The sequence below is a fragment of the Aeromicrobium sp. CTD01-1L150 genome (assembly GCF_041951745.1).
In the GTDB taxonomy this organism is placed as follows: Bacteria; Actinomycetota; Actinomycetes; order Propionibacteriales; family Nocardioidaceae; genus Aeromicrobium.
The window spans coordinates 333,063-351,099 of record NZ_CP169555.1; the positions used below are offsets into that span (position 1 = coordinate 333,063).

16 protein-coding genes are annotated in these 18,037 nt (G+C 70.4%); 5 read left to right on the forward strand and 11 right to left on the reverse strand.

Annotated elements, in window-relative coordinates:
* Positions 1–230 precede the first annotated feature (230 nt).
* From ACEVFP_RS01600 to ACEVFP_RS01625, 6 genes are all read right to left on the reverse strand, one after another.
* On the reverse strand, positions 231–1,814 hold the full coding sequence (locus tag ACEVFP_RS01600) for a trypsin-like peptidase domain-containing protein (RefSeq protein WP_375001599.1): 1,584 nt from the start codon (positions 1,812–1,814) through the stop codon (positions 231–233).
* A gap of 389 nt (positions 1,815–2,203) precedes the next feature.
* On the reverse strand, positions 2,204–3,670 hold the full coding sequence (locus ACEVFP_RS01605) for an ATP-binding protein (RefSeq protein ID WP_375001600.1): 1,467 nt from the start codon (positions 3,668–3,670) through the stop codon (positions 2,204–2,206).
* Positions 3,667–4,359 carry a response regulator transcription factor gene (locus ACEVFP_RS01610; RefSeq protein WP_375001601.1) on the reverse strand — a complete coding sequence of 231 codons (693 nt, stop codon included), beginning with the start codon at positions 4,357–4,359 and terminating at the stop codon, positions 3,667–3,669. The genes ACEVFP_RS01605 and ACEVFP_RS01610 overlap by 4 nt, the downstream gene beginning before the upstream one ends.
* A gap of 45 nt (positions 4,360–4,404) precedes the next feature.
* Positions 4,405–5,280 (reverse strand): fructosamine kinase family protein, encoded by an 876-nt coding sequence (locus ACEVFP_RS01615; protein WP_375001602.1) that lies wholly within the window; start codon positions 5,278–5,280, stop codon positions 4,405–4,407.
* 24 nt (positions 5,281–5,304) lie between these two features.
* Complete coding sequence (locus ACEVFP_RS01620) at positions 5,305–5,811, reverse strand: low molecular weight protein-tyrosine-phosphatase (RefSeq protein WP_375001603.1); 507 nt, start codon at positions 5,809–5,811, stop codon at positions 5,305–5,307.
* Positions 5,808–6,197: a phage holin family protein gene (locus ACEVFP_RS01625; RefSeq protein WP_375001604.1), complete on the reverse strand. Its 390-nt coding sequence runs from the start codon at positions 6,195–6,197 to the stop codon at positions 5,808–5,810. Before ACEVFP_RS01625 ends, ACEVFP_RS01620 begins: the two co-directional genes overlap by 4 nt.
* A 73-nt stretch (positions 6,198–6,270) precedes the next feature.
* On the opposite strand from ACEVFP_RS01625, the gene ACEVFP_RS01630 reads away from it, so the two are divergent.
* The 5 genes from ACEVFP_RS01630 to ACEVFP_RS01650 all read left to right on the forward strand — a co-directional run bounded on the left by ACEVFP_RS01630 (position 6,271) and on the right by ACEVFP_RS01650 (position 12,677).
* Positions 6,271–7,416 carry a histidinol-phosphate transaminase gene (locus ACEVFP_RS01630; protein WP_375001605.1) on the forward strand — a complete coding sequence of 382 codons (1,146 nt, stop codon included), beginning with the start codon at positions 6,271–6,273 and terminating at the stop codon, positions 7,414–7,416.
* A 238-nt stretch (positions 7,417–7,654) separates the two neighbouring features.
* Entirely contained in the window at positions 7,655–8,803 is a 1,149-nt protein-coding gene (gene pdhA, locus ACEVFP_RS01635; RefSeq protein ID WP_375001606.1) for a pyruvate dehydrogenase (acetyl-transferring) E1 component subunit alpha, read from the forward strand.
* Entirely contained in the window at positions 8,800–9,783 is a 984-nt protein-coding gene (locus ACEVFP_RS01640; protein ID WP_375001607.1) for an alpha-ketoacid dehydrogenase subunit beta, read from the forward strand. Before pdhA ends, ACEVFP_RS01640 begins: the two co-directional genes overlap by 4 nt.
* Positions 9,784–9,792: 9 nt before the next feature.
* On the forward strand, positions 9,793–11,181 hold the full coding sequence (locus ACEVFP_RS01645; protein WP_375001608.1) for a dihydrolipoamide acetyltransferase family protein: 1,389 nt from the start codon (positions 9,793–9,795) through the stop codon (positions 11,179–11,181).
* A gap of 197 nt (positions 11,182–11,378) precedes the next feature.
* Positions 11,379–12,677 (forward strand): nitrate/nitrite transporter, encoded by a 1,299-nt coding sequence (locus ACEVFP_RS01650; protein ID WP_375001609.1) that lies wholly within the window; start codon positions 11,379–11,381, stop codon positions 12,675–12,677.
* A 55-nt stretch (positions 12,678–12,732) separates the two neighbouring features.
* Here the strand turns inward: ACEVFP_RS01650 and ACEVFP_RS01655 are convergent, their stop codons facing one another.
* The 5 genes from ACEVFP_RS01655 to ACEVFP_RS01675 all read right to left on the reverse strand — a co-directional run bounded on the left by ACEVFP_RS01655 (position 12,733) and on the right by ACEVFP_RS01675 (position 17,984).
* Positions 12,733–13,215: a GNAT family N-acetyltransferase gene (locus ACEVFP_RS01655; RefSeq protein WP_375001610.1), complete on the reverse strand. Its 483-nt coding sequence runs from the start codon at positions 13,213–13,215 to the stop codon at positions 12,733–12,735.
* A gap of 225 nt (positions 13,216–13,440) precedes the next feature.
* The gene (locus tag ACEVFP_RS01660) at positions 13,441–14,370 is read right to left on the reverse strand and encodes an oxidoreductase (RefSeq protein ID WP_375001611.1); all 930 of its coding nucleotides are present in this window, start codon (positions 14,368–14,370) and stop codon (positions 13,441–13,443) included.
* A gap of 52 nt (positions 14,371–14,422) precedes the next feature.
* Positions 14,423–15,217 (reverse strand): maleylpyruvate isomerase family mycothiol-dependent enzyme, encoded by a 795-nt coding sequence (locus ACEVFP_RS01665; protein WP_375001612.1) that lies wholly within the window; start codon positions 15,215–15,217, stop codon positions 14,423–14,425.
* A gap of 163 nt (positions 15,218–15,380) precedes the next feature.
* A complete protein-coding gene (locus ACEVFP_RS01670) occupies positions 15,381–15,974 on the reverse strand; it encodes a hypothetical protein (RefSeq protein WP_375001613.1) in 594 nt (197 codons plus the stop codon).
* A 138-nt stretch (positions 15,975–16,112) separates the two neighbouring features.
* Complete coding sequence (locus tag ACEVFP_RS01675) at positions 16,113–17,984, reverse strand: acyl-CoA dehydrogenase (protein ID WP_375001614.1); 1,872 nt, start codon at positions 17,982–17,984, stop codon at positions 16,113–16,115.
* Between the last annotated feature and the right edge of the window lie 53 nt (positions 17,985–18,037).

Here is an 18,037-nt window from a genome sequence, read left to right on the forward strand (position 1 = left end):
CCGCCCGCTCCCGGCACCTCCGCCGGGGGCCTGGCTGGTCTTGGAGTGCGTCGTGTGGCCGGTGGTGGCGGTCTGGGGCCGGGTTCCGCCCGACGGCCGGCTTAGGACTCAGGCTGTTGCACGGTTCCTTCACGTCTGCTCGGAGAACTTGCCGAGCAGACGTCAGGAAACCATGCAGTCACCGCCAATTCCCATGACTTCACGGGAATTGGCGGTGACGAGGGGGCGGGTCAGCCGGTGTTGCCACCGTCGGAGTCGAGCGTGATCTCGGCGGTCTGCTGCTCGCCGTCGCGCAGGAACGTCAACGTGACGTCCTGGCCGGGCCGGTAGCCGCGGATCGCGGCGACCAGCGCGTTGGAGCTCACCACAGGAACGTCGTCGAGCGCGGTGATCACGTCGCCCTCCTGCAGGCCGGCGTCCGCGCCGGCGCTGCCGTCGGTGACTTCGACCACCTCGGCGCCGATCCCGGTGATCTCGTCGTTGTCGACGGCCGGGCGGACCGTGACGCCGATCTGCGCATGCTCGACCGTCTGGCCCTCACGCAGCTGCTCGGCGACGTTCTCCGCGAGGTCGACAGGAATGGCGAAGCCCAGACCGATCGATCCTGCCTCACCCGCAGTGGGACCACCGGATCGGATGGCGGAGTTGATGCCGACGACGCGACCCTGCAGATCCACCAGCGGGCCGCCGGAGTTGCCGGGGTTGATCGCGGCGTCGGTCTGCACGCCCGGGAAGACGGTCGACTCGCCGCCGGCACCGTCGGAGGAGGCGACCGGGCGGTTGAGTGCGCTCACGATGCCGCTCGTCACGGTGCTCTCCAGGCCGAACGGCGAGCCGATCGCCACGACCTCCTGACCCACCGTGAGGTCACTCGACGAGCCGAGCGTCGCCGGCTTCAGCTCGCTCTGCCCCTCGGCCTTGATGACGGCCAGGTCCGTCTTGGGGTCGCGACCGACGACCTCGGCCTGCGCGTTGGTCCCGTCGCTGAATGCGACGGTGATCGACCCACCGTCGGCGGCGGACTCGACCACGTGGTTGTTGGTGAGGATCTCACCGTCGGAGCTGATGATGATGCCCGTGCCGGAGCCGGCATCCCCGCCACCGGCCACATTGACCTGGGTCACCGACGGCAGCACCGATGCTGCGACCTTCTCGACCTGGCCCTCGGGCGCCGACTCACCCTTGTCGCTCCCGAGAGAGCTGACGATGCCGGTGTCGTCGCCGCTCAGCTGGTCGTAGAGGGCGGCCCCGCCAAGCCCCGCCGCGCCGGCCAGCAGGACGATGGCCAGGCCGCCGGCGAGGAACCGCCCGGTCCTGCGCTTGCGCTGGGTCGGGGCGGGCTGTGCGGCAGCCTGGGAGTCGCCCTGCGCCCAGGCACCTCCCGCGCCCGCCGCAGCGAGCTGCTGGGTGTCGCCCTGCTGGGCCTGACCCCACTGGTGGGCCCCCTGCTGGGACGCGTACGGGGCCTGTTGCTGGGCCGTGGCGCCGGCCTGCTGGTGCCCGGAACCCGCGGAGGTCGCTGCATGCTCGTCGTACCGATGGGTACGGTCGGCCGGCGGCTGCCCGGACGGCGCGGGCGTCGTCTGCTCGGAGGCGTCGCCCGTCGGGCCCACCGGCGCCGCATGCTCGGCCGCGTCGGCAGTGGGCTCGTTCCCGCCCGGCACCTCGACGGTGGGTTCGTCCTGACCCGGTGTCGTGGGCTCGCTCCCCGCGGGGGACTGGTCAGCGGCCTGCTCGGCGTCCGGCGTCGCATCGTCGCGGCGATGCGGTGGGACGTAGGGCGTGGCGGCGAACGGATCGTTCTCGTCGCTCATGCGATCACGTCCTCGACAAACCCACCATAGGAACGTGATCGCATGATGTGCCGTTGATTCACTCGCTGGCGCTCGCTCATGCGATCACGTCCTGGACAAACTCACCGTAGGGACGTGATCGCATGATGTGCCGTTGATTCGCTCGCTGGCGCTCGCTCATGCGATCACGTCCTGGACAAACTCACCGTAGGGACGTGATCGCATGGTGTGCCGTTGATTCGCTCGCTGGCGCTCGCTCATGCGATCACGTCCTGGACAAACTCACCGTAGGGACGTGATCGCATGATGTGTCCTTGGTTCACTCGCTGGCGCTCGCTCATGCGACCACATTCTTCCCCATCACTGAGAACGCGCTGAGCGGTGTGTGTGACCGCGCGAAGAAGAGCCGCTCAGCCTCCCACAGCCGCTGCGGTGCCGGGGATCTCCATCCGGAACTCGGTGCCGCCCGAGGGCGGACAGGTGGCGGTGACGCTGCCGCCGTGACGCTCCGCGGCCCGCCGGACGATGGACAGACCCAGGCCGGAGCCGGGCAGGGTGCGGGCCTCCTGCGCCCGGTAGAAGCGGTCGAAGACGTGCGGGAGGTCCTCCTCGGAGATCCCGGGGCCCTCGTCCGTCACGGTCAACACTCCACCCGTGAGCCGAACGGTCACCGTGGAGTGGTCAGGACCCCACTTGACGGCGTTGTCCAACAAGTTGGTGACGGCCCGCTCCAGCAGCGGCGGCTCGCCCGTGACCGTCCACCCCTCGATCTCGACGTCCAGCGTGAGTGACTGGGCACGCGGGCGCACACGTTCCACGGCCTGGGCCACCACGTCGGCGAGGTCCAGCTCCTCTGGAGCCCGGTTCATGGGCTCGTCGCGGGCCAGCTCCACCAGGTCACCGACGAGGGTCGTGAGCTCCTGCAGCTGCGCACGGACGTCAGCCATGATCTCGCCCCGCTGCTCGGCGGTGAGTGAGCGCTCGGGGTTCTCCGAGGCCTGCCCGAGCAGCTCGATGTTGGTGCGCAGGCTGGTCAGCGGCGTACGCAGTTCGTGACCTGCATCGGCGACGAGCTGGCGTTGGCGCGTCTGCGAGGCCTCCAGTGCGAGCAGCATCTGGTTGAACGACGTCGTGAGCCGGGCCAGCTCGTCGTGCCCCGTCACCTCGATCGGCCGCAGCTCGTTGGTGCGCGCCACCCGCTCGGTGGCGGCGGTGAGCCGCCGGACCGGTCGCAGCCCGTTGGCGGCGACCACCCACCCGGCGAGCCCGGCCATGAGAACCCCCGCCATGGAGGTCAGGATCAGCACGAGCTGCAGGCGCTCCAACGAACGCTGCGTCGACTCCATGGACTGCGCCAGCACGAGGGCCTGCCCCGGTCCGGCCTGCACCGCCACGACGCGGTACGGCTCGTCGTCGATCGTGGTGGTGCGCCGCGAGGTCTGGGCCTCACCGATGGAGACGGCGATCTCGCGACGGTCGTAGGGGAAGTCGGCGTCGGCACGCCGGGTGAAGACCTGGCCGCCCTCGACGGCGATGAACCGGATCCCGAACGCCGAGAGCAGGTCGGCGTCGTCCTCGTCCATCGCCCCCGGGTTGTAGCCGGCGGACACGGCCGCCTCGGCGCGCTTGAGCAGCTCGTCGTCGAGAGCGTCCTGCAGCTCGGCACGCACAGTCACGTAGAGCACGGCACTCGCGACACCCAGTACCGCCGCGACGGCTGCCGTGGTGAGCAGGGCGACCCGCAGCGCGAGCGAGGCCCGCGCCGTCCACGGGTGGATCACCCGGTGGGCGGCGTCCAGCGCCGAGCCCACGGGCCGGCGACGTGAGGTAGTCTGCTCCGCCTGGTCAGGCGTCGCGTCGGGCGAGGCCTCGCTCACGGGGGTGTCTCGCGCAGGACGTAGCCCACACCGCGCACCGTGTGCAGCAGCCGGTCCTCGCCCTCGGCCTCCAGCTTGCGGCGCACGTAGCCGACGTAGACCTCCAGCGAGTTGGCGGTGGTCGGGAAGTCGAAGCCCCACACCTCCTCGAGGATGAAGGACCGCTCGAGCACGCGCTTGGGTCGCTGCATGAACAGCTCCAGCAACGCGAACTCGGTGCGCGTGAGGGAGATCGAACGCTCCCCGCGGGTGACGTCGCGGGTGACGGGGTCCAGGGTCAGGTCCGCGAAGGTCAGTGGCGCCTCGTCCGCCTCGAGCTCTGCCTGGCGGGCAGCGCGGCGCAGCAGTGCACGCACCCGGGCCAACAGCTCATCGAGGGCGAACGGCTTGGTGAGGTAGTCATCGGCGCCGGCGTCCAGGCCGTCGACCCGGTCGGAGACGGCATCGCGGGCGGTCAGGACGAGGATCGGGACGTCGTTGCCGGCACTGCGCAGTGCTCGCGTGGCCTCCAACCCGTCCAGGCGCGGCATCATGACGTCCATGACGATGACGGCCGGGTCGATCCGGGGCACCTTGGCCAGCGCCTCGGCGCCGTCGGAGGCGAGCTCGACGGTGTAGCCGTTGAACTCCAGGGACCGGCGCAGCGAGTCACGGACGGCACGGTCGTCATCGACCACGAGGATCCTCATGACACCCATAGTGCCCACATCGCCTGAGTGTGTGCTGAACCGTGGTCAGTCGGTGGGCGGGTCGAGGGCTGCCTGGGCGGCCGCCGTGGCACGCGCACCGTAGCTGCCGCCGAACAGGACCGCGTGCACCAGCAGCGGGTGCAGCTGGTGCAAAGGGATGCGCTCGCGCCAGCCGTCCGCCAAGGGGGCGGCCTCGGCATAGGCATCGAGGATGCGTTGCAGGTGAGGGGCGCCGAACAGCGCGAGCATCGCGACATCGCTCTCGCGGTGACCGCCGTGCGCTGCCGGATCGATGAGCCAGACCCTCCCCTCGGTGGACCACACGATGTTGCCCGACCACAGGTCGCCATGGATGCGCGCCGGGGGTTCGGCAGGCCCCGCGACGTCGTGGATGCGCCGCATCGTGGCCTCGATGGTCTGCGCCTGCTCCACCGTGAGGGCCTTGCGGTCGACGGCAGCCCGGACGTAGGGCATGACCCGACGGGAGGCATAGAACTCCGGCCACGTCTCCAGAGGGCGGTTGGGCAGCGGTGCCAGGCCGATGAATCCGTCGGCGGCCGCCCCGAATGTCTCGGCACCGGCCGCGTGCGTCGCGGCCAGGCTGCGACCGAGGTCCTCGGCGGCCTCAGGTGTGGGCTTGCCAGGTTCGACCCACGCGAGCACGAGGCACTCGTCGTCGACGCCGAGGACCTCCGGCACAGGCGCGCCACCGGCCTCACCCAACCAGCGCAGGCCGTCCGCCTCACGCCGGAAGAGGTCCTTGGGCGCCTGCGGGCGGGTCTTGATGACTGCGTTGCGGCCGTCGCTCAGCCGCAGGCGCGTGGCAGTGCAGATGTCACCACCGGCCACCGGCGTCGTGGAGACGACGCCGTGTCCGATGAGTGCCTCGGCACGTGCTGCCGTGCCTGCCATTCGAGCCATGCGGGCAGGTTACCGGGGTGGGGCTCAGCCGTCGCGCCCGGAGCGCAGCGACGGCAGCCGTTCGACGATCGCGTCGGCGGTCCGCTCCACCATCGCGAGGACGTCACGGAACCCCTCGTCGCCACCGTGGTAGGGGTCGGGCACCTCGTCGTCGCCCTCGCGCGCCTCGGGGTCGAAGGACCGGAACATGCGCAGCTGCTCCTGAGTCTGGACCGAGGGTGCCAGGTCCGCCATGTCGGCGTGGTTGCTGGAGTCCATGGCCAGCAGGAGGTCGTGCTCGGCGTACCAGTCGCGGTCGAACGTCTGGGCACGGTGCCGGCTGGGGTCGTAACCAGCGGCAGCGAGCGTCGCGGCCGCACGATGATCCATCGGGTCGCCGCGGTGCCAGTCACCCGTACCGGCCGAGGCGACCACCACCTCATCGGCCAGCCCGGCCTTCTCCAGACGGTCCTCCAGCACGACGTGCGCCATGGGTGAGCGGCAGATGTTGCCCAGGCACACCACGGCTATCCGATATGGAGGGGTGCTCACCGGCGCTCGCGCCCGGTGAGACTGCCGAGGACGGCGTTGACGATCGAGATGACGATCGACGCGGCGACGGCCCACCAGAAGCCGTTGATCGCGAACTCGACGTCGAACAGCTCGGTGATGCGCTGCGTGAGCAGCAGCATGAGCGCGTTGATGACCAACAGCGCGAGACCGAGCGTGAGGATGATGAACGGCAGCGCCAGGAGCTTCACGATCGGCGTGATGATCTGGTTCACGATGGTGAAGACCGCCGCGACGGCGGCCAGGGTCAGCAGGCGCTGGTCAGTGGGATCGGCGTCGGTGCCGATGCTCATCTGCTCCCCGAGCAGCCACGCGGCCGCAGCCAGCGCAGCGGCGTTGAGCACCCAGGCGGTGAGAAGTCGGATCATGAGGCCATCTTGTCAGGTCCGGTGCCGCCGCTCCTCGGCCGACGGAACACGTTCCAGGCGTTAGCCTCGGCCCATGCCTGCACCTGGTCCCGGCCCGAACCCCCGCCGGGGTCCCTCTCGGCCCACGCCCCCGTACCCCCGCGCGGGTCTTTCTCGGCCCACGGCCCCGAACCCCCGCCCGGAGGTCGCGGACCTCCCGCTCTACCGTGCCGGCCGGCCGGCCGGTGACGACGAGCTCAAGCTCTCCAGCAACGAGAACCCCTTCCCGCCGCTGCCCGGCGTGATGGAGCGGGCCGCCGCGGCACTGGGCCGCGTCAACCGCTACCCCGACGCCGGCATCAACGACCTCTACGACGCCCTCGCCGGCACCACGGGACTGCCGGCCGACCGCTTCGCCGCCGGCACGGGGTCGGTCGCCGTGCTCTTCCACCTGGTGAGCGCCTTCTGCGGGCCGGACGATGAGGTGGTGATGCCGTGGCGCTCGTTCGAGGCGTACCCGATCGCGATCGCCTCGGCCGGAGCGACCGCCGTCCCGGTGCCGCTGCGCGCCGACGCCACGCACGACCTCGACGCGATGGCCGCTGCGGTCACCGAGCGCACCCGGGCGGTCCTCGTCTGCACCCCCAACAACCCCACCGGGCCCGTCGTCAGGCAGACCGACCTCGACCGGCTCGTCGCCTCCGTCCCGGACGACGTCCTCGTCGTCGTGGACGAGGCGTACGTCGAGTTCGTGCGGCACGTCAACGCCGCGACGGGTCTGTCCCTCCTGGCAGCCGGACGCCAGAACGTCGTGGTGCTGCGCACGTTCTCCAAGGCGTTCGGCCTGGCGGGGCTGCGCGTCGGGTACGCCATCTCGACGCCGGCCGTCGCCGAGGCGATTCGCAAGGTCACACCGCCGTTCTCGGTGACCGACCTCGCCCAGGCCGCGGCCGTCGCATCCCTCGAGTCGGCCGATGAGCTCGAGGAGCGCGTCGAGGCGGTCGTCGCCCAGCGGAGCCTGCTCGTCGACGGGCTGAGAGCCCAGGGGTGGGACCTCCCCGATGCCCAGGGCAACTTCGTCTGGCTGCCGCTCGGCGGCGACGCCGTGCCGTTCGCCGAGGCGATGCACCCCATCGCGGTGCGCCCCTTCGCCGGCGAGGGCGTGCGTATCAGCGTCGGCAGCACCGAGGCCGTGGACCGCCTGCTGGAGGCGTCCGCGTGGTGGCGCACCGGCCGCTGACGACCGTCGCGGCGTGCTGGCCGGGTGATCCGCGCTGCCGCACGGGGACACGACGCAGCGCTCGGCCGAGGCCGAGGCGGGGCGCTTGGCCCGGGTCCTGGGCACGGGGTACCGTGGAGGCGTGATGTGACAGTGGTCACGCCACAGGTCGGAGCCGACCACACCACCCCCGTGGACGGCGCCGTCCCCGCACCGCCAACCCGACCGGGAACCCCGTGTCGGCAGCGAGAGGACCAGCATGAGCGATCCCTTCCACCCATCGGTCCAGGCCGATGACGACCTCGTCCAGCTCCTGACGCCGGACGGTCGGCGCACCGAGCACCAGACGTACGCCTTCGACGGCGACGACGAGGCGATCCGCGCCCTTCACCGCGACCTCGTCCTGGTCCGCCGGATCGACGCCGAGGCCACGGCCCTGCAGCGGCACGGCGAGCTCGGCCTGTGGGCCCCGTGCCTGGGCCAGGAGGCAGCCCAGGTGGGCTCCGGCCGGGCCCTCGGAGCCAGCGACTTCGCCTTCCCCACCTACCGCGAGCACGGCGTCGCCTGGTGCCGCGGCATCGACCCCGCCAAGCTGCTCGGCCTGTTCCGCGGCGTCGAGCTCGGCGGCTGGGACCCGGCCCAGGCCGGCATGGCGCTCTACAGCATCGTCATCGGCGCGCAGACGTTGCACGCCACCGGCTACGCCATGGGCCTGACCCTGGACGGACAAGTGGGCCACGGTGTCGATGAGGACGGGGCCGACCAGGGAGGGGACGAGCGCAACGGCGCCGCGATCGCCTACTTCGGCGACGGGGCCACCAGCCAGGGCGACGTCAACGAGGCGTTCATCTGGGCGGCGTCGTTCTCCGCGCCGGTCGTCTTCTTCTGCCAGAACAACCACTGGGCCATCTCGGTGCCGTTGGAGCGGCAGACCAAGGTGCCGCTCGTGCAGCGGGCTGCCGGCTTCGGGTTCCCCGGAGTCCGGGTGGACGGCAACGACGTCCTGGCCGTCCACGCCGTCACCACCGAGGCGCTGCGCCGCGCCCGCGAAGGACAGGGCCCGATGCTCATCGAGGCCGTCACCTACCGGATGGGTGCGCACACCACGTCCGACGACCCGGGCCGATACCGCGACGCCGGTGAGGTCGAGATGTGGCGCGCACGGGATCCACTGGCCCGCGTCGAGGCGTACCTCCGCGAGGCGGGGACACCGGAGTCGCACTTCACCGACCTCGAGCAGGAGGCCGAGCAGCTCGGCGAGCACCTGCGTGCCGCATGCCACGCCCTGCCCGAGCCCGACCTCGCCGAGCTGTTCTCGCTCGTGCACGCCGAGCAGACGCCGGAGCTGGCCGAGCAGCGGGCCGAGTACGTCAGGTACCGCGACTCCTTCGAGGGGAGCCTCACATGAGCATCGGTCCCGGCGCCGAGGCCAGCATCGCCAAGGCCGTCAATGCGGGCCTGCGGGCCGCTCTCGAGAGCGACGACAAGGTCGTCGTCATGGGGGAGGACGTCGGTCCTCTCGGGGGCGTCTTCCGCGTCACCGACGGCCTGCAGAAGGACTTCGGCCTCCACCGCGTCATCGACACCCCGCTGGGGGAGTCCGGCATCGTCGGCGCTGCCGTCGGTCTGGCCTTCCGAGGCTTTCGGCCGGTCGTGGAGATCCAGTTCGACGGGTTCGTCTACCCGGCCTACGACCAGATCGTCAGCCAAGTGGCCAAGCTGCACTTCCGAAGCGGCGGGCAGGTGTCGATGCCCATCGTCATCCGCATCCCGTTCGGCGGCGGCATCGGTGCCGTGGAGCACCACTCCGAGAGTCCCGAGGCGCAGTTCGCGCTCACGGCCGGCCTGAAGGTGGTCTCGCCCTCCAACGCCCACGACGCGTACTGGATGATGCAGCAGGCGATCGAGTCCGACGACCCGGTCGTCTTCATGGAGCCCAAGCGCCGGTACTGGGACACCTCGCAGATCGGATCCGAGCCGCTGCCGCTGCACGCCTCGCGGGTCGCTCGCTCCGGCTCCGACGCGACGTTGCTGGCCTACGGACCCATGGTGCGCACGTGCCTGGAGTCCGCCGAGGCAGCCACCGAGGACGGCCTGGACCTGGAGGTCATCGACCTGCGCACCCTCTCGCCGCTCGACCTCGACCCCGTCCACGACTCGGTGCGCCGCACCGGCCGCGCGATCGTCGTGCACGAGGCATCGCGGACGCTCGGCCTCGGCGCCGAGATCGCCGCCCGCGTGCAGGAGGAGTGCTTCCACTCGCTGGAGGCTCCGGTCCTGCGCGTCACCGGGTACGACCTGCCCTACCCGCCCAGTCGGGTGGAGGAGGAGTTCCTGCCGGACCTGGACCGGGTGCTCGACGCCGTCGACCGCTCCCTGGCGTACTGAGGGGGAATGATGAGCGAGTTCAAGCTGCCCGACGTGGGTGAGGGCCTGACCGAGGCCGAGATCGTCACGTGGCACGTCGCCGTGGGCGATGAGATCACCGTCAACCAGACCATCGTGGACATCGAGACCGCCAAGTCGGTCGTGGAGCTGCCGAGCCCGTACGCGGGAACCGTGTCGGCCATCCACGTCGAGGAGGGTGCGACGGTCCCGGTCGGCACGCCGATCATCAGCATCGGCGCGCAGTCCGAGGACGGTGCGGAGCGGGTCGAGCCCGCGCTGGAACCGACGCCGGCCGCTCAGTCGGAACCGGGGTCGGCCGGTGCGGGGCGCCAGAGCGTCCTGGTGGGCTACGGGCCGCGGGCGGACTCCTCGCGGCGGCGTCGCCGGCGCACCAGCGGGCAGGCACAGGCCGCCGACGCCCAGCTGGAGGCGTCGTCCGTGGCGCCGGAGTCGCCTGAGGGCACTCCCGGGCCGCCGCGCCCGCTGCGCGCCCTGGCCAAGCCGCCGGTGCGCAAGCTGGCCAAGGACCACGGGATCGACCTCACCGAGGTGCCGTGCGACGGTCCCGTCGTGAGCCGAGCGGACGTCGAGGCGTTCATCGCGGCCAGGGACGGCGTCGACACGGCCGGACCGCCCGGAGCGCAGCGGGGGGCTCGGGGGCCGGCGGAAATGGGGACGGAGACTCGCATCCCGGTCAAGGGCGTGCGCAAGGTGACGGCGCAGGCGATGGTCTCCTCGGCGTTCACCGCACCGCACGTCACCGAGTGGGTCACCCTCGACGTCTCGGCCACGATGGCACTGGTGGAGCGGTTGAAGGCCTCGCGCGAGTTCCGGGACCCTTCGGCAGGCTCAGGACAACGCGTCAAGGTCTCGCCGACCCTCGTCGTGGCGCGGGCCGTGTGCCTCGCGCTGCGCCGCACGCCGGAGCTGAACGCCACGTGGGACGAGGCGGCTCAGGAGATCGTCGTCAAGCGCGACGTCAACCTGGGGATCGCGGCGGCCACCGAGCGCGGTCTGGTGGTGCCCAACATCCCGGCGGCGCAGTCGTTGTCGTTGCGCGACCTGGCACTGGCCCTGGCCGACCTCACCGAGACGGCCCGTGCCGGACGCACGCAGCCGGCGCAGATGGCTGGGGGTTCGTTCACCATCACCAACATCGGGGTGTTCGGGGTCGATGGCGGGACGCCCATCCTCAACCCGGGGGAGTCCGGCATCCTCGCCGTCGGCGCGATCGAGCGCAGGCCGTGGGTGGACGAGCACGATGCCGTGGTGCCCCGCTGGGTCACCACGCTCGCGCTGAGCTTCGACCACCGCGTCGTCGACGGCGAGCAGGGCTCACGCTTCCTGTCCGACGTCGCGGCCATCCTGCGCGACCCCGCCATGGCCCTCACCTTCTGACCGCCGCCCAGGTTTGTGATCCCCCGCACCCAACTGGCCGTTCATCGAGTGCGGGTGCTCACGAATCTGGGTCAGGTGAGGCGTCCCACTGGGCTGTCCTCGGGTGCTCGTGATGGGTTCGCAGCGCCCGGTGTCGTGCGAGTTGAGGTCGACCACCCGTCGGCGACGTGGAGGCCGACTGGTGGTTCACTGGCACGGTGAGCACCTTGGCGCCCGTCCCGCGCGGGGCCACGCTCATCTGGTTGGTGGGCCTGGCCGTCTACTTCCTGGCGGTCTTCCACCGCTCCTCGCTGGCCGTCGCCGGACTGGAAGCCTCGGACCGGTTCGGAATCACCGCGGCGCAGCTGTCGTCGTTCGTGATGCTGCAGCTGGTGGTCTATGCCGGGATGCAGATCCCGGTCGGGCTGCTGCTGGACCGCTTCGGTGCTCGGCGCATCCTCACGATCGGCACCATCGTGCTGGTCCTGTCCCAGGCCGCCTTCGCCCTGGCCGACACCTATGCCGTCGCGCTCGGGGCACGCGTCTTCGTGGGCCTGGGCGATGCGATGACCTTCGTGTGCGTGCTGCGGTTGGTGAACACCTGGTTCCCGCCGCGCCGCATCCCCATCGTCACCCAGCTCACCGGAGTCACCGGACAGCTCGGGGCGATCGTCGCGGCCATTCCCATGACGTGGGCGCTGCGCGAGCTCGGCTGGACGGTCACCTACCTGGCGGCCGCAGGACTGGGCGTCATCCTGCTGGTGGTGCTCCTCCTCGCCATCCACGACGCCCCGCAGCAGCGCCGAGTGCTCGGGCCGCCGCTGTCGTGGGCGGTGATCCGCAGCAGTCTCGCGGAGTCCTGGCGCCACCCGGGCACCAAGCTGGGGTTCTGGACGCACTTCACGACCCAGTTCAGTGCCACGACGCTCAGCCTGCTGTGGGGCTACCCGTACTTCGTCCGTGGTGAGGGGCGCACATCGGCCGAGGCCGGCGTGCTGCTCACGGTGCTCGTGGTGTCGGTGATGGCGGCCGGCCCCCTGCTGGGTTGGCTCATCACGCGGCACCCGTGGCACCGTTCGGACCTCGTGCTCGGCATCATCACGTCGATCGTGGTGATGTGGACCGTGGTCCTGGCGTGGCCCGGGGGTGCTCCGCTGTGGCTCCTGGTGATGCTCGTGGTCGTGGTCGGCGTGGGCGGGCCGGCCTCGATGATCGGCTTCGACTTCGGCCGCAGCTTCAATCCCGCCCACCGGCTCGGCACCGCCACCGGGATCATCAACCAAGGTGGTTTCCTGGCCACCCTGGTGCTCGTCATCGCGATCGGGGTCGTGCTCGACTGGCGCACTCCGGGCTCGGACGCGGAGTACACGCCCGAGGCGTTCGTGTGGGCGATGTCGTGCCAGTACGTCCTGTGGGGTCTCGGGCTGTTCCAGATCTGGCGGTTCCGGCGGCAGACCCGTGCAGAGCTGCTCGCGGCGGACCCCGACGCCAAGCGTCACATGCGCGCTCTCGGCTGAACGCACGAGCGCCGCGGAACCGGACCGGTTCCGCGGCGCTGTGGTGTGGGGCGGGTCAGTTGGGAGGGCGCACGAACATGATGTTCGTGGTGCCGTCGTGCTCGAGCTCCCCGACGGGCTCGAACCCACGGCCCTCGTGGAAGGCGAGCGAACCGTCGTTGTGGTCGTAGACCTCCAGCGCGACGGGCTTGTCGCCCTCGATCTCCTCGTACAGGCGTGAGGCGACGCCCTGACGCCGGTGCGTCTGCGCGACGACGATCCGATCGAGGTAGACGTAGTCCTTCAGGCGGGACTCGAACCAGTCGTAACGGCTGGAATCGTAGTCGGCGCCGGTGGGCAGGGTGATGACGAAACCGGCGATGTCGCCGTCGTCCTCGAGCACCAGGGCGCTGTCGGCCTCCTCCACGAGATGGTTGAGACTGTCGTGATCGAGGGGACCGACGCCCTCCAGGGCGTCCTGGTTGATGTCGATCAGGGCATCAAGGTCGTCGCGTTCGATGTCGCGGACGGTCATCTGGTCAGCAGGGCTTGCGGTCATGAGTGGACTCATCGCCACCAGATATTACGTCAACCTGGATCGCATGGCTAATCGAACACGGCCGCTCGGCAAATCGAACACCGAGAAACCGCCATGGTTCCAGCGTTCTCGTGAACCTGTTCACAAGGGCACATACTGGTCCACGGGTCGTCGGTGACGGGCAGGTCCACGGTCGGGGCACCTGGAGGTCGACCGGCGCGTGGTCGACGGCAGCCGACGGCGCCCTCAGACGTCGAAGGTGGCGCCGACGGCCTGCTCGGAGGCCTCCCACAAGGCGTCGCCGAGCTGCTCGTCCCGGGCGGTTCGTGAGTACCGCGCCGGCCGGGGGCGGCCGCGTAGACCGCCGAGGCTCGCCGGCCCGATGTACTCCCCGCCCTCGAACGTGGGGTCGGTGGCTGCCCTCAGCAGCGGCCAGGCCCCGTGTGCCGCCGACTGGGCGACGACCCTGCTGACCTGGTGGAACGCCGAGCCTGCGAGGGGGTTGCCCATGGCGACACCGGTCTTCTGCAGGTTCGTCGAGGACAGACCGGGATGGGCGGCGACGCTCACGGTGGCGAGCCCGGAGGCCTTGGCCCGGCGGTCCAGCTCAAGGGCGAACACCAGGTTGGCCAGCTTGGACTCGCCGTAGGACCGCCAGCGCTTGTACCGGCGAGGCGGCCCCTCGGCGGCCAGCGTCCTCAGGTCGATGCCCCTGACCGTCGTGTGGGCGACGGAGGAGACCGAGACGATCCGGGCCCCCGATCGTCGCAGCACGGGCCACAGCTCGGCCGTCCACGCGAAGTGGCCGATGTGGTTGGTGCCGATCTGCAGCTCGAAACCGTCGGCCGTCGTGCTGTACGGCGGGATCATGATGCCGGCGTTGTTGACCAGGACGTCGATCTGGTCGTGCCGCCGGACCAGCTCTGCGCCGGCCCGGCGGGCGTCGGCCAGGTCGGCCAGGTCGAGCGCGAGCACCTCGACGTCGAGGTCCGGCAGCTCGGCACGCAGCCGGGCGACGGTGTCATCGGCCTTGGAGGGATTGCGGGCGGTGACTGTCAGTGCGGCCCCCGCTCGCCCCAGCTCCAGCGCCGTGTGGAAGCCGAGGCCGCCAGTGACTCCGGTGATCACTGCTCGGCGTCCGGCGAGGTCGGGGATGTCGTCGGTGGACCAGCTCATGGGACCACCGTAGCGACGATCCACTCGAGGCGTGGCCCCATGGCCCCGATGGTCAGGTGGTGATGGTCATGTTCGCGAGCACCCGGTCCCCGAGGTCGGAGTCCCCGGTGACCTCGACCTCGACGTCGGCGGGCCGTCGCCGGCCGGCGACCAGGATGCAGAAGACCTCCGACGTCATGCTCAGCGTCGTGGTCGGCTCGTCGCCGGCGCCCGGCCGGGCACGGCCGGTGTCGTCGATCGTGGCGCCGATCTCCAGCGGCACGTCGCCCGTCAGGTGCCAGTGGACGCTGGTCCCCGGAGGCGGGGCGATCCGCTTGCCCAGGACGAACGGCATCGCTGCTGCGAAGGAGTGTGCGGTGACCTGGGCGCCGGGCGAGGCGAGGTTGCCCGGTCGCTCGATCGTGCGTCGGATGTCCTGCTCGTGGCACCAGACGTCGACGGCACGGTTGCGCAGCAACGTCTCCCACGTCCACGGCGCCGACCCCGGCGTACGGTCCGCAGGGACACTCGGATCCTCCGGCAGCTCGGTGAGCAGCGCCTCGCGGGTTGCGACGCCTGCGCGCAGCTCGGCCACGATGTCGCTGGTGCTGCGGGTACGGCGTTCCTGCACGCCGCCCTCGGTGTAGCTGTTCTCGACTCCGAGGGCCGTGGTGGCCATCTCGAGGTCGGGAGTCTGCCCCGCCAGCACCGCCTCAAGATGGGCGAGGTGCGCGACGACGTCGTGCACGGTCCATCCGGGCAGGTCGGTGGAGAGCATCCACTCGTGCTCGGCGATGTCGTCGGTGAGGCCGAGGACCGCGTGCACACTGTGGCTCCAGGCGTCGACGTAGGTCTGCAGCTCGCTCACGCGGTCACGCCCTTGGAAGAAGAAGCGTAGGGACGTGCCCGCGTGAGGTGTGCTGGATGGTTCGCTCGCTGGCGCTCGCTCACTGCGGTCACGCCCTTGGAGGAAGAAGCGTAGGGACGTGTCCGCGTGAGGTGTGCTGGATGGTTCGCTCGCTGGCGCTCGCTCATGAGTCGCCTTCCTTTCGGGTGCGGCGGCGTGAGAGGAAGACTGCCACGGCGAGGATGATACCGAGCAAGGTGGCCAGCCAGGTGATGCCGTTGCCGACGTTGGCGCGATCCTGCACGCCCTCGGCGACCCCCGCCACGTAGGTGGCGCTGTCGCCGGCGTCGTCGGACGGCTCGCACGCCACGGTCAGCTCGTCACGGCCCTCCATGAGGAACCCGATGAGGTACCAGCTGGCACCTTCGCTGGTGGCGGTCAGCTCGAGGGGCGCCTCGGGAATGTCGATCGGCTCCGCGTCGTCGTCCGGGCCGGTGGCGGTGCAGGTGACGTCGCGGTCCGGCTGCAGGATGTCGGTGTAGACCGCGAGCGAGGCGTCGCCGGCATCGATCGGCTCGGTGGTGCTCAGCAGCGATGCGTCACGGACGCCGTCCCAGGCGCCGGCAGCGACGGCCGTGCCCACCACCTGGCCGCCGAGGGCGAGCAGGAAGGCGGCGAGGTACCACAACGGGTTGACGAGCCTGATGACGTGCCTCCTTGGTCCGTGACGAGCATAGGTGCGCTGTGGGGCGGTACCGGGCAAGCGACGCCGAGCCACCTCACGACAGTGCCCCTGGTTCCCATGAACTCATGGGAACCAGGGGCACTGTCCACGGCGCTCCCCGGCTCACCGGCCTCAGCGGACCGAGGGTGGGGCAGGATGGCCATGAGCTCCTGGGATCGGCAGGAGCGCCGATCAGAAGGCGGCTTCGTCGAGCTCCATGACGGAGTCGTCGACGGACTCGGCGACGGCGCGCTCGCTGGCGAGATGGGGCAGCACGTTCTTGGCGAAGAACGACGCCGCGGCGACCTTGCCCTCGTAGAAGGCCTTGTCGCTGGTCGAGACGGCGCCGCCCAGCTTCTCCAGGGCCACCTCGGCTCCACGCAGCAGCAGCCAGGAGACCACCAGGTCGCCGAGCACGTACACCAGGCGCGTGGTGTTCAGGCCGACCTTGTAGATGTTGTTGATGTCGCCCTTCTCGTCGGCCGGGTTGCTGGCCATGAGGTCGGAGAACACCGCTCCGAGAATCGCCTGCGCGTCCTCCAGGCCCTTGGCGAGCAGCTCGCGCTCGACCTTGAGACGACCGTTGCCGGCATCGCTCTCGGTGAAGGCCTGGATCTCCTGGGCGAGGTGGCCGATGGCCCGGCCCTTGTCCTTCACGATCTTGCGGAAGAACAGGTCCTGGCCCTGGATGGCCGTCGTGCCCTCGTAGAGAGTGTCGATCTTGGCGTCGCGGACGTACTGCTCGAGCGGGTAGTCCTGCAGGAACCCCGAACCGCCGAACGTCTGCAGCGACTCGGTGCCCAGCAGCACCCAGGAGCGTTCGGAGCCGTAGCCCTTGACGATCGGCAGCAGGAGGTCGTTGACGGCCTCCTCGAGGGCGGCGTCCTCGCCGGCGGCCTCCTTGAGCATGACCGCGTCCTGCCACGTGGCGGTGTAGAGCATGAGTGAACGCAGGCCCTCGGCGAACGCCTTCTGCGTCAGCAGCGAACGGCGCACGTCCGGGTGGTGGGTGATGCTCACGCGCGGAGCCGTCTTGTCGGAGGCCTGCGTCAGGTCGGCGCCCTGGATGCGCTCCTTGGCGTAGTCCAGTGCGTTGAGGTACCCGGTGGACAACGTGGCGATGGCCTTGGCGCCCACCATCATGCGAGCGTTCTCGATGACGCGGAACATCTGGTTGATGCCGTCGTGCACCTCGCCCAGCAGCCAGCCCTTGGCCGGCCCGCCCAGGCTCGGGTCGCCGAAGGTGACCTCGCACGTCGTGGAGACCTTGATGCCCATCTTCTTCTCGACGTTGGTGACGTAGACGCCGTTGCGCTCGCCGGTCAGCTCGCCGGTCTCGTGGTCGAAGTGGATCTTGGGCACCAGGAACAGGCTCAGGCCCTTGGTTCCGGGGCCGCCGGCTCCCTCGACGCCCTGCGGACGCGCGAGCACGAGATGCATGATGTTCTCGCTCATGTCGTGCTCGGCCGAGGTGATGAAGCGCTTGACGCCCTCGATGTTCCAGGAGCCGTCCTCGTTGGGCGTCGCCTTGCTGCGGCCGGCGCCGACGTCGGAGCCGGCGTCGGGCTCGGTGAGGACCATCGTGGCGCCCCACTGCTTCTCGACCATGTGCTGGGCGATCAGCTTGTCGCGGTCCGTGCCGGTCTCGAAGATGACCCGTGCGAAGCCCGGGCCGGCGGCGTACATCCACACCGGTGGGTTGGCGCCCAGGACGAACTCGGCGGTGGACCAGACCAGTGAGGAGGGGGCCTTCTGGCCGCCGAGCTCCTCGGGAACCTGCAGGTTCCACATGCCGGAGTCCATCCAGGCCGCGTAGCTCTTGGCGAACGCCGGGTTCATGGTGACGGTCTTGGCGTCGGCGTCGTAGACCGGCGGGTTGCGGTCGGAGTCGTCGAAGGAGGCGGCCAGCTCATCACGCGAGAGGCGGTCGACCTCGGCGAGGATGCTCTTGGCGGTCTCGACGTCGAGCTCGGCGAAGGGGCCTTGGCCCAGGACGTCGTCGCGACCGAGGAGCTCGAAGAGGTTGAACTCGATGTCGCGCAGGTTGCTCTTGTAGTGGCTCATGCTGCCTGTTCCTCAGCTGGGGTGACGGGTCCGGTGCGGTGAAGTTACCGAAG

Coding starts and splice junctions, on each gene's coding strand:
- ACEVFP_RS01645 (WP_375001608.1), top strand. CDS start 9,793: ATGAGCGAGTTCAAGCTGCCCGACGTGGGTGAGGGCCTGACCGAGGCC.
- ACEVFP_RS01660 (WP_375001611.1), bottom strand. CDS start 14,370: ATGAGCTGGTCCACCGACGACATCCCCGACCTCGCCGGACGCCGAGCA.
- ACEVFP_RS01615 (WP_375001602.1), bottom strand. CDS start 5,280: ATGGCTCGAATGGCAGGCACGGCAGCACGTGCCGAGGCACTCATCGGA.
- ACEVFP_RS01640 (WP_375001607.1), top strand. CDS start 8,800: ATGAGCATCGGTCCCGGCGCCGAGGCCAGCATCGCCAAGGCCGTCAAT.
- ACEVFP_RS01600 (WP_375001599.1), bottom strand. CDS start 1,814: ATGAGCGACGAGAACGATCCGTTCGCCGCCACGCCCTACGTCCCACCG.
- ACEVFP_RS01630 (WP_375001605.1), top strand. CDS start 6,271: ATGCCTGCACCTGGTCCCGGCCCGAACCCCCGCCGGGGTCCCTCTCGG.
- ACEVFP_RS01655 (WP_375001610.1), bottom strand. CDS start 13,215: ATGACCGCAAGCCCTGCTGACCAGATGACCGTCCGCGACATCGAACGC.
- ACEVFP_RS01675 (WP_375001614.1), bottom strand. CDS start 17,984: ATGAGCCACTACAAGAGCAACCTGCGCGACATCGAGTTCAACCTCTTC.
- ACEVFP_RS01625 (WP_375001604.1), bottom strand. CDS start 6,197: ATGATCCGACTTCTCACCGCCTGGGTGCTCAACGCCGCTGCGCTGGCT.
- ACEVFP_RS01610 (WP_375001601.1), bottom strand. CDS start 4,359: ATGAGGATCCTCGTGGTCGATGACGACCGTGCCGTCCGTGACTCGCTG.
- pdhA (WP_375001606.1), top strand. CDS start 7,655: ATGAGCGATCCCTTCCACCCATCGGTCCAGGCCGATGACGACCTCGTC.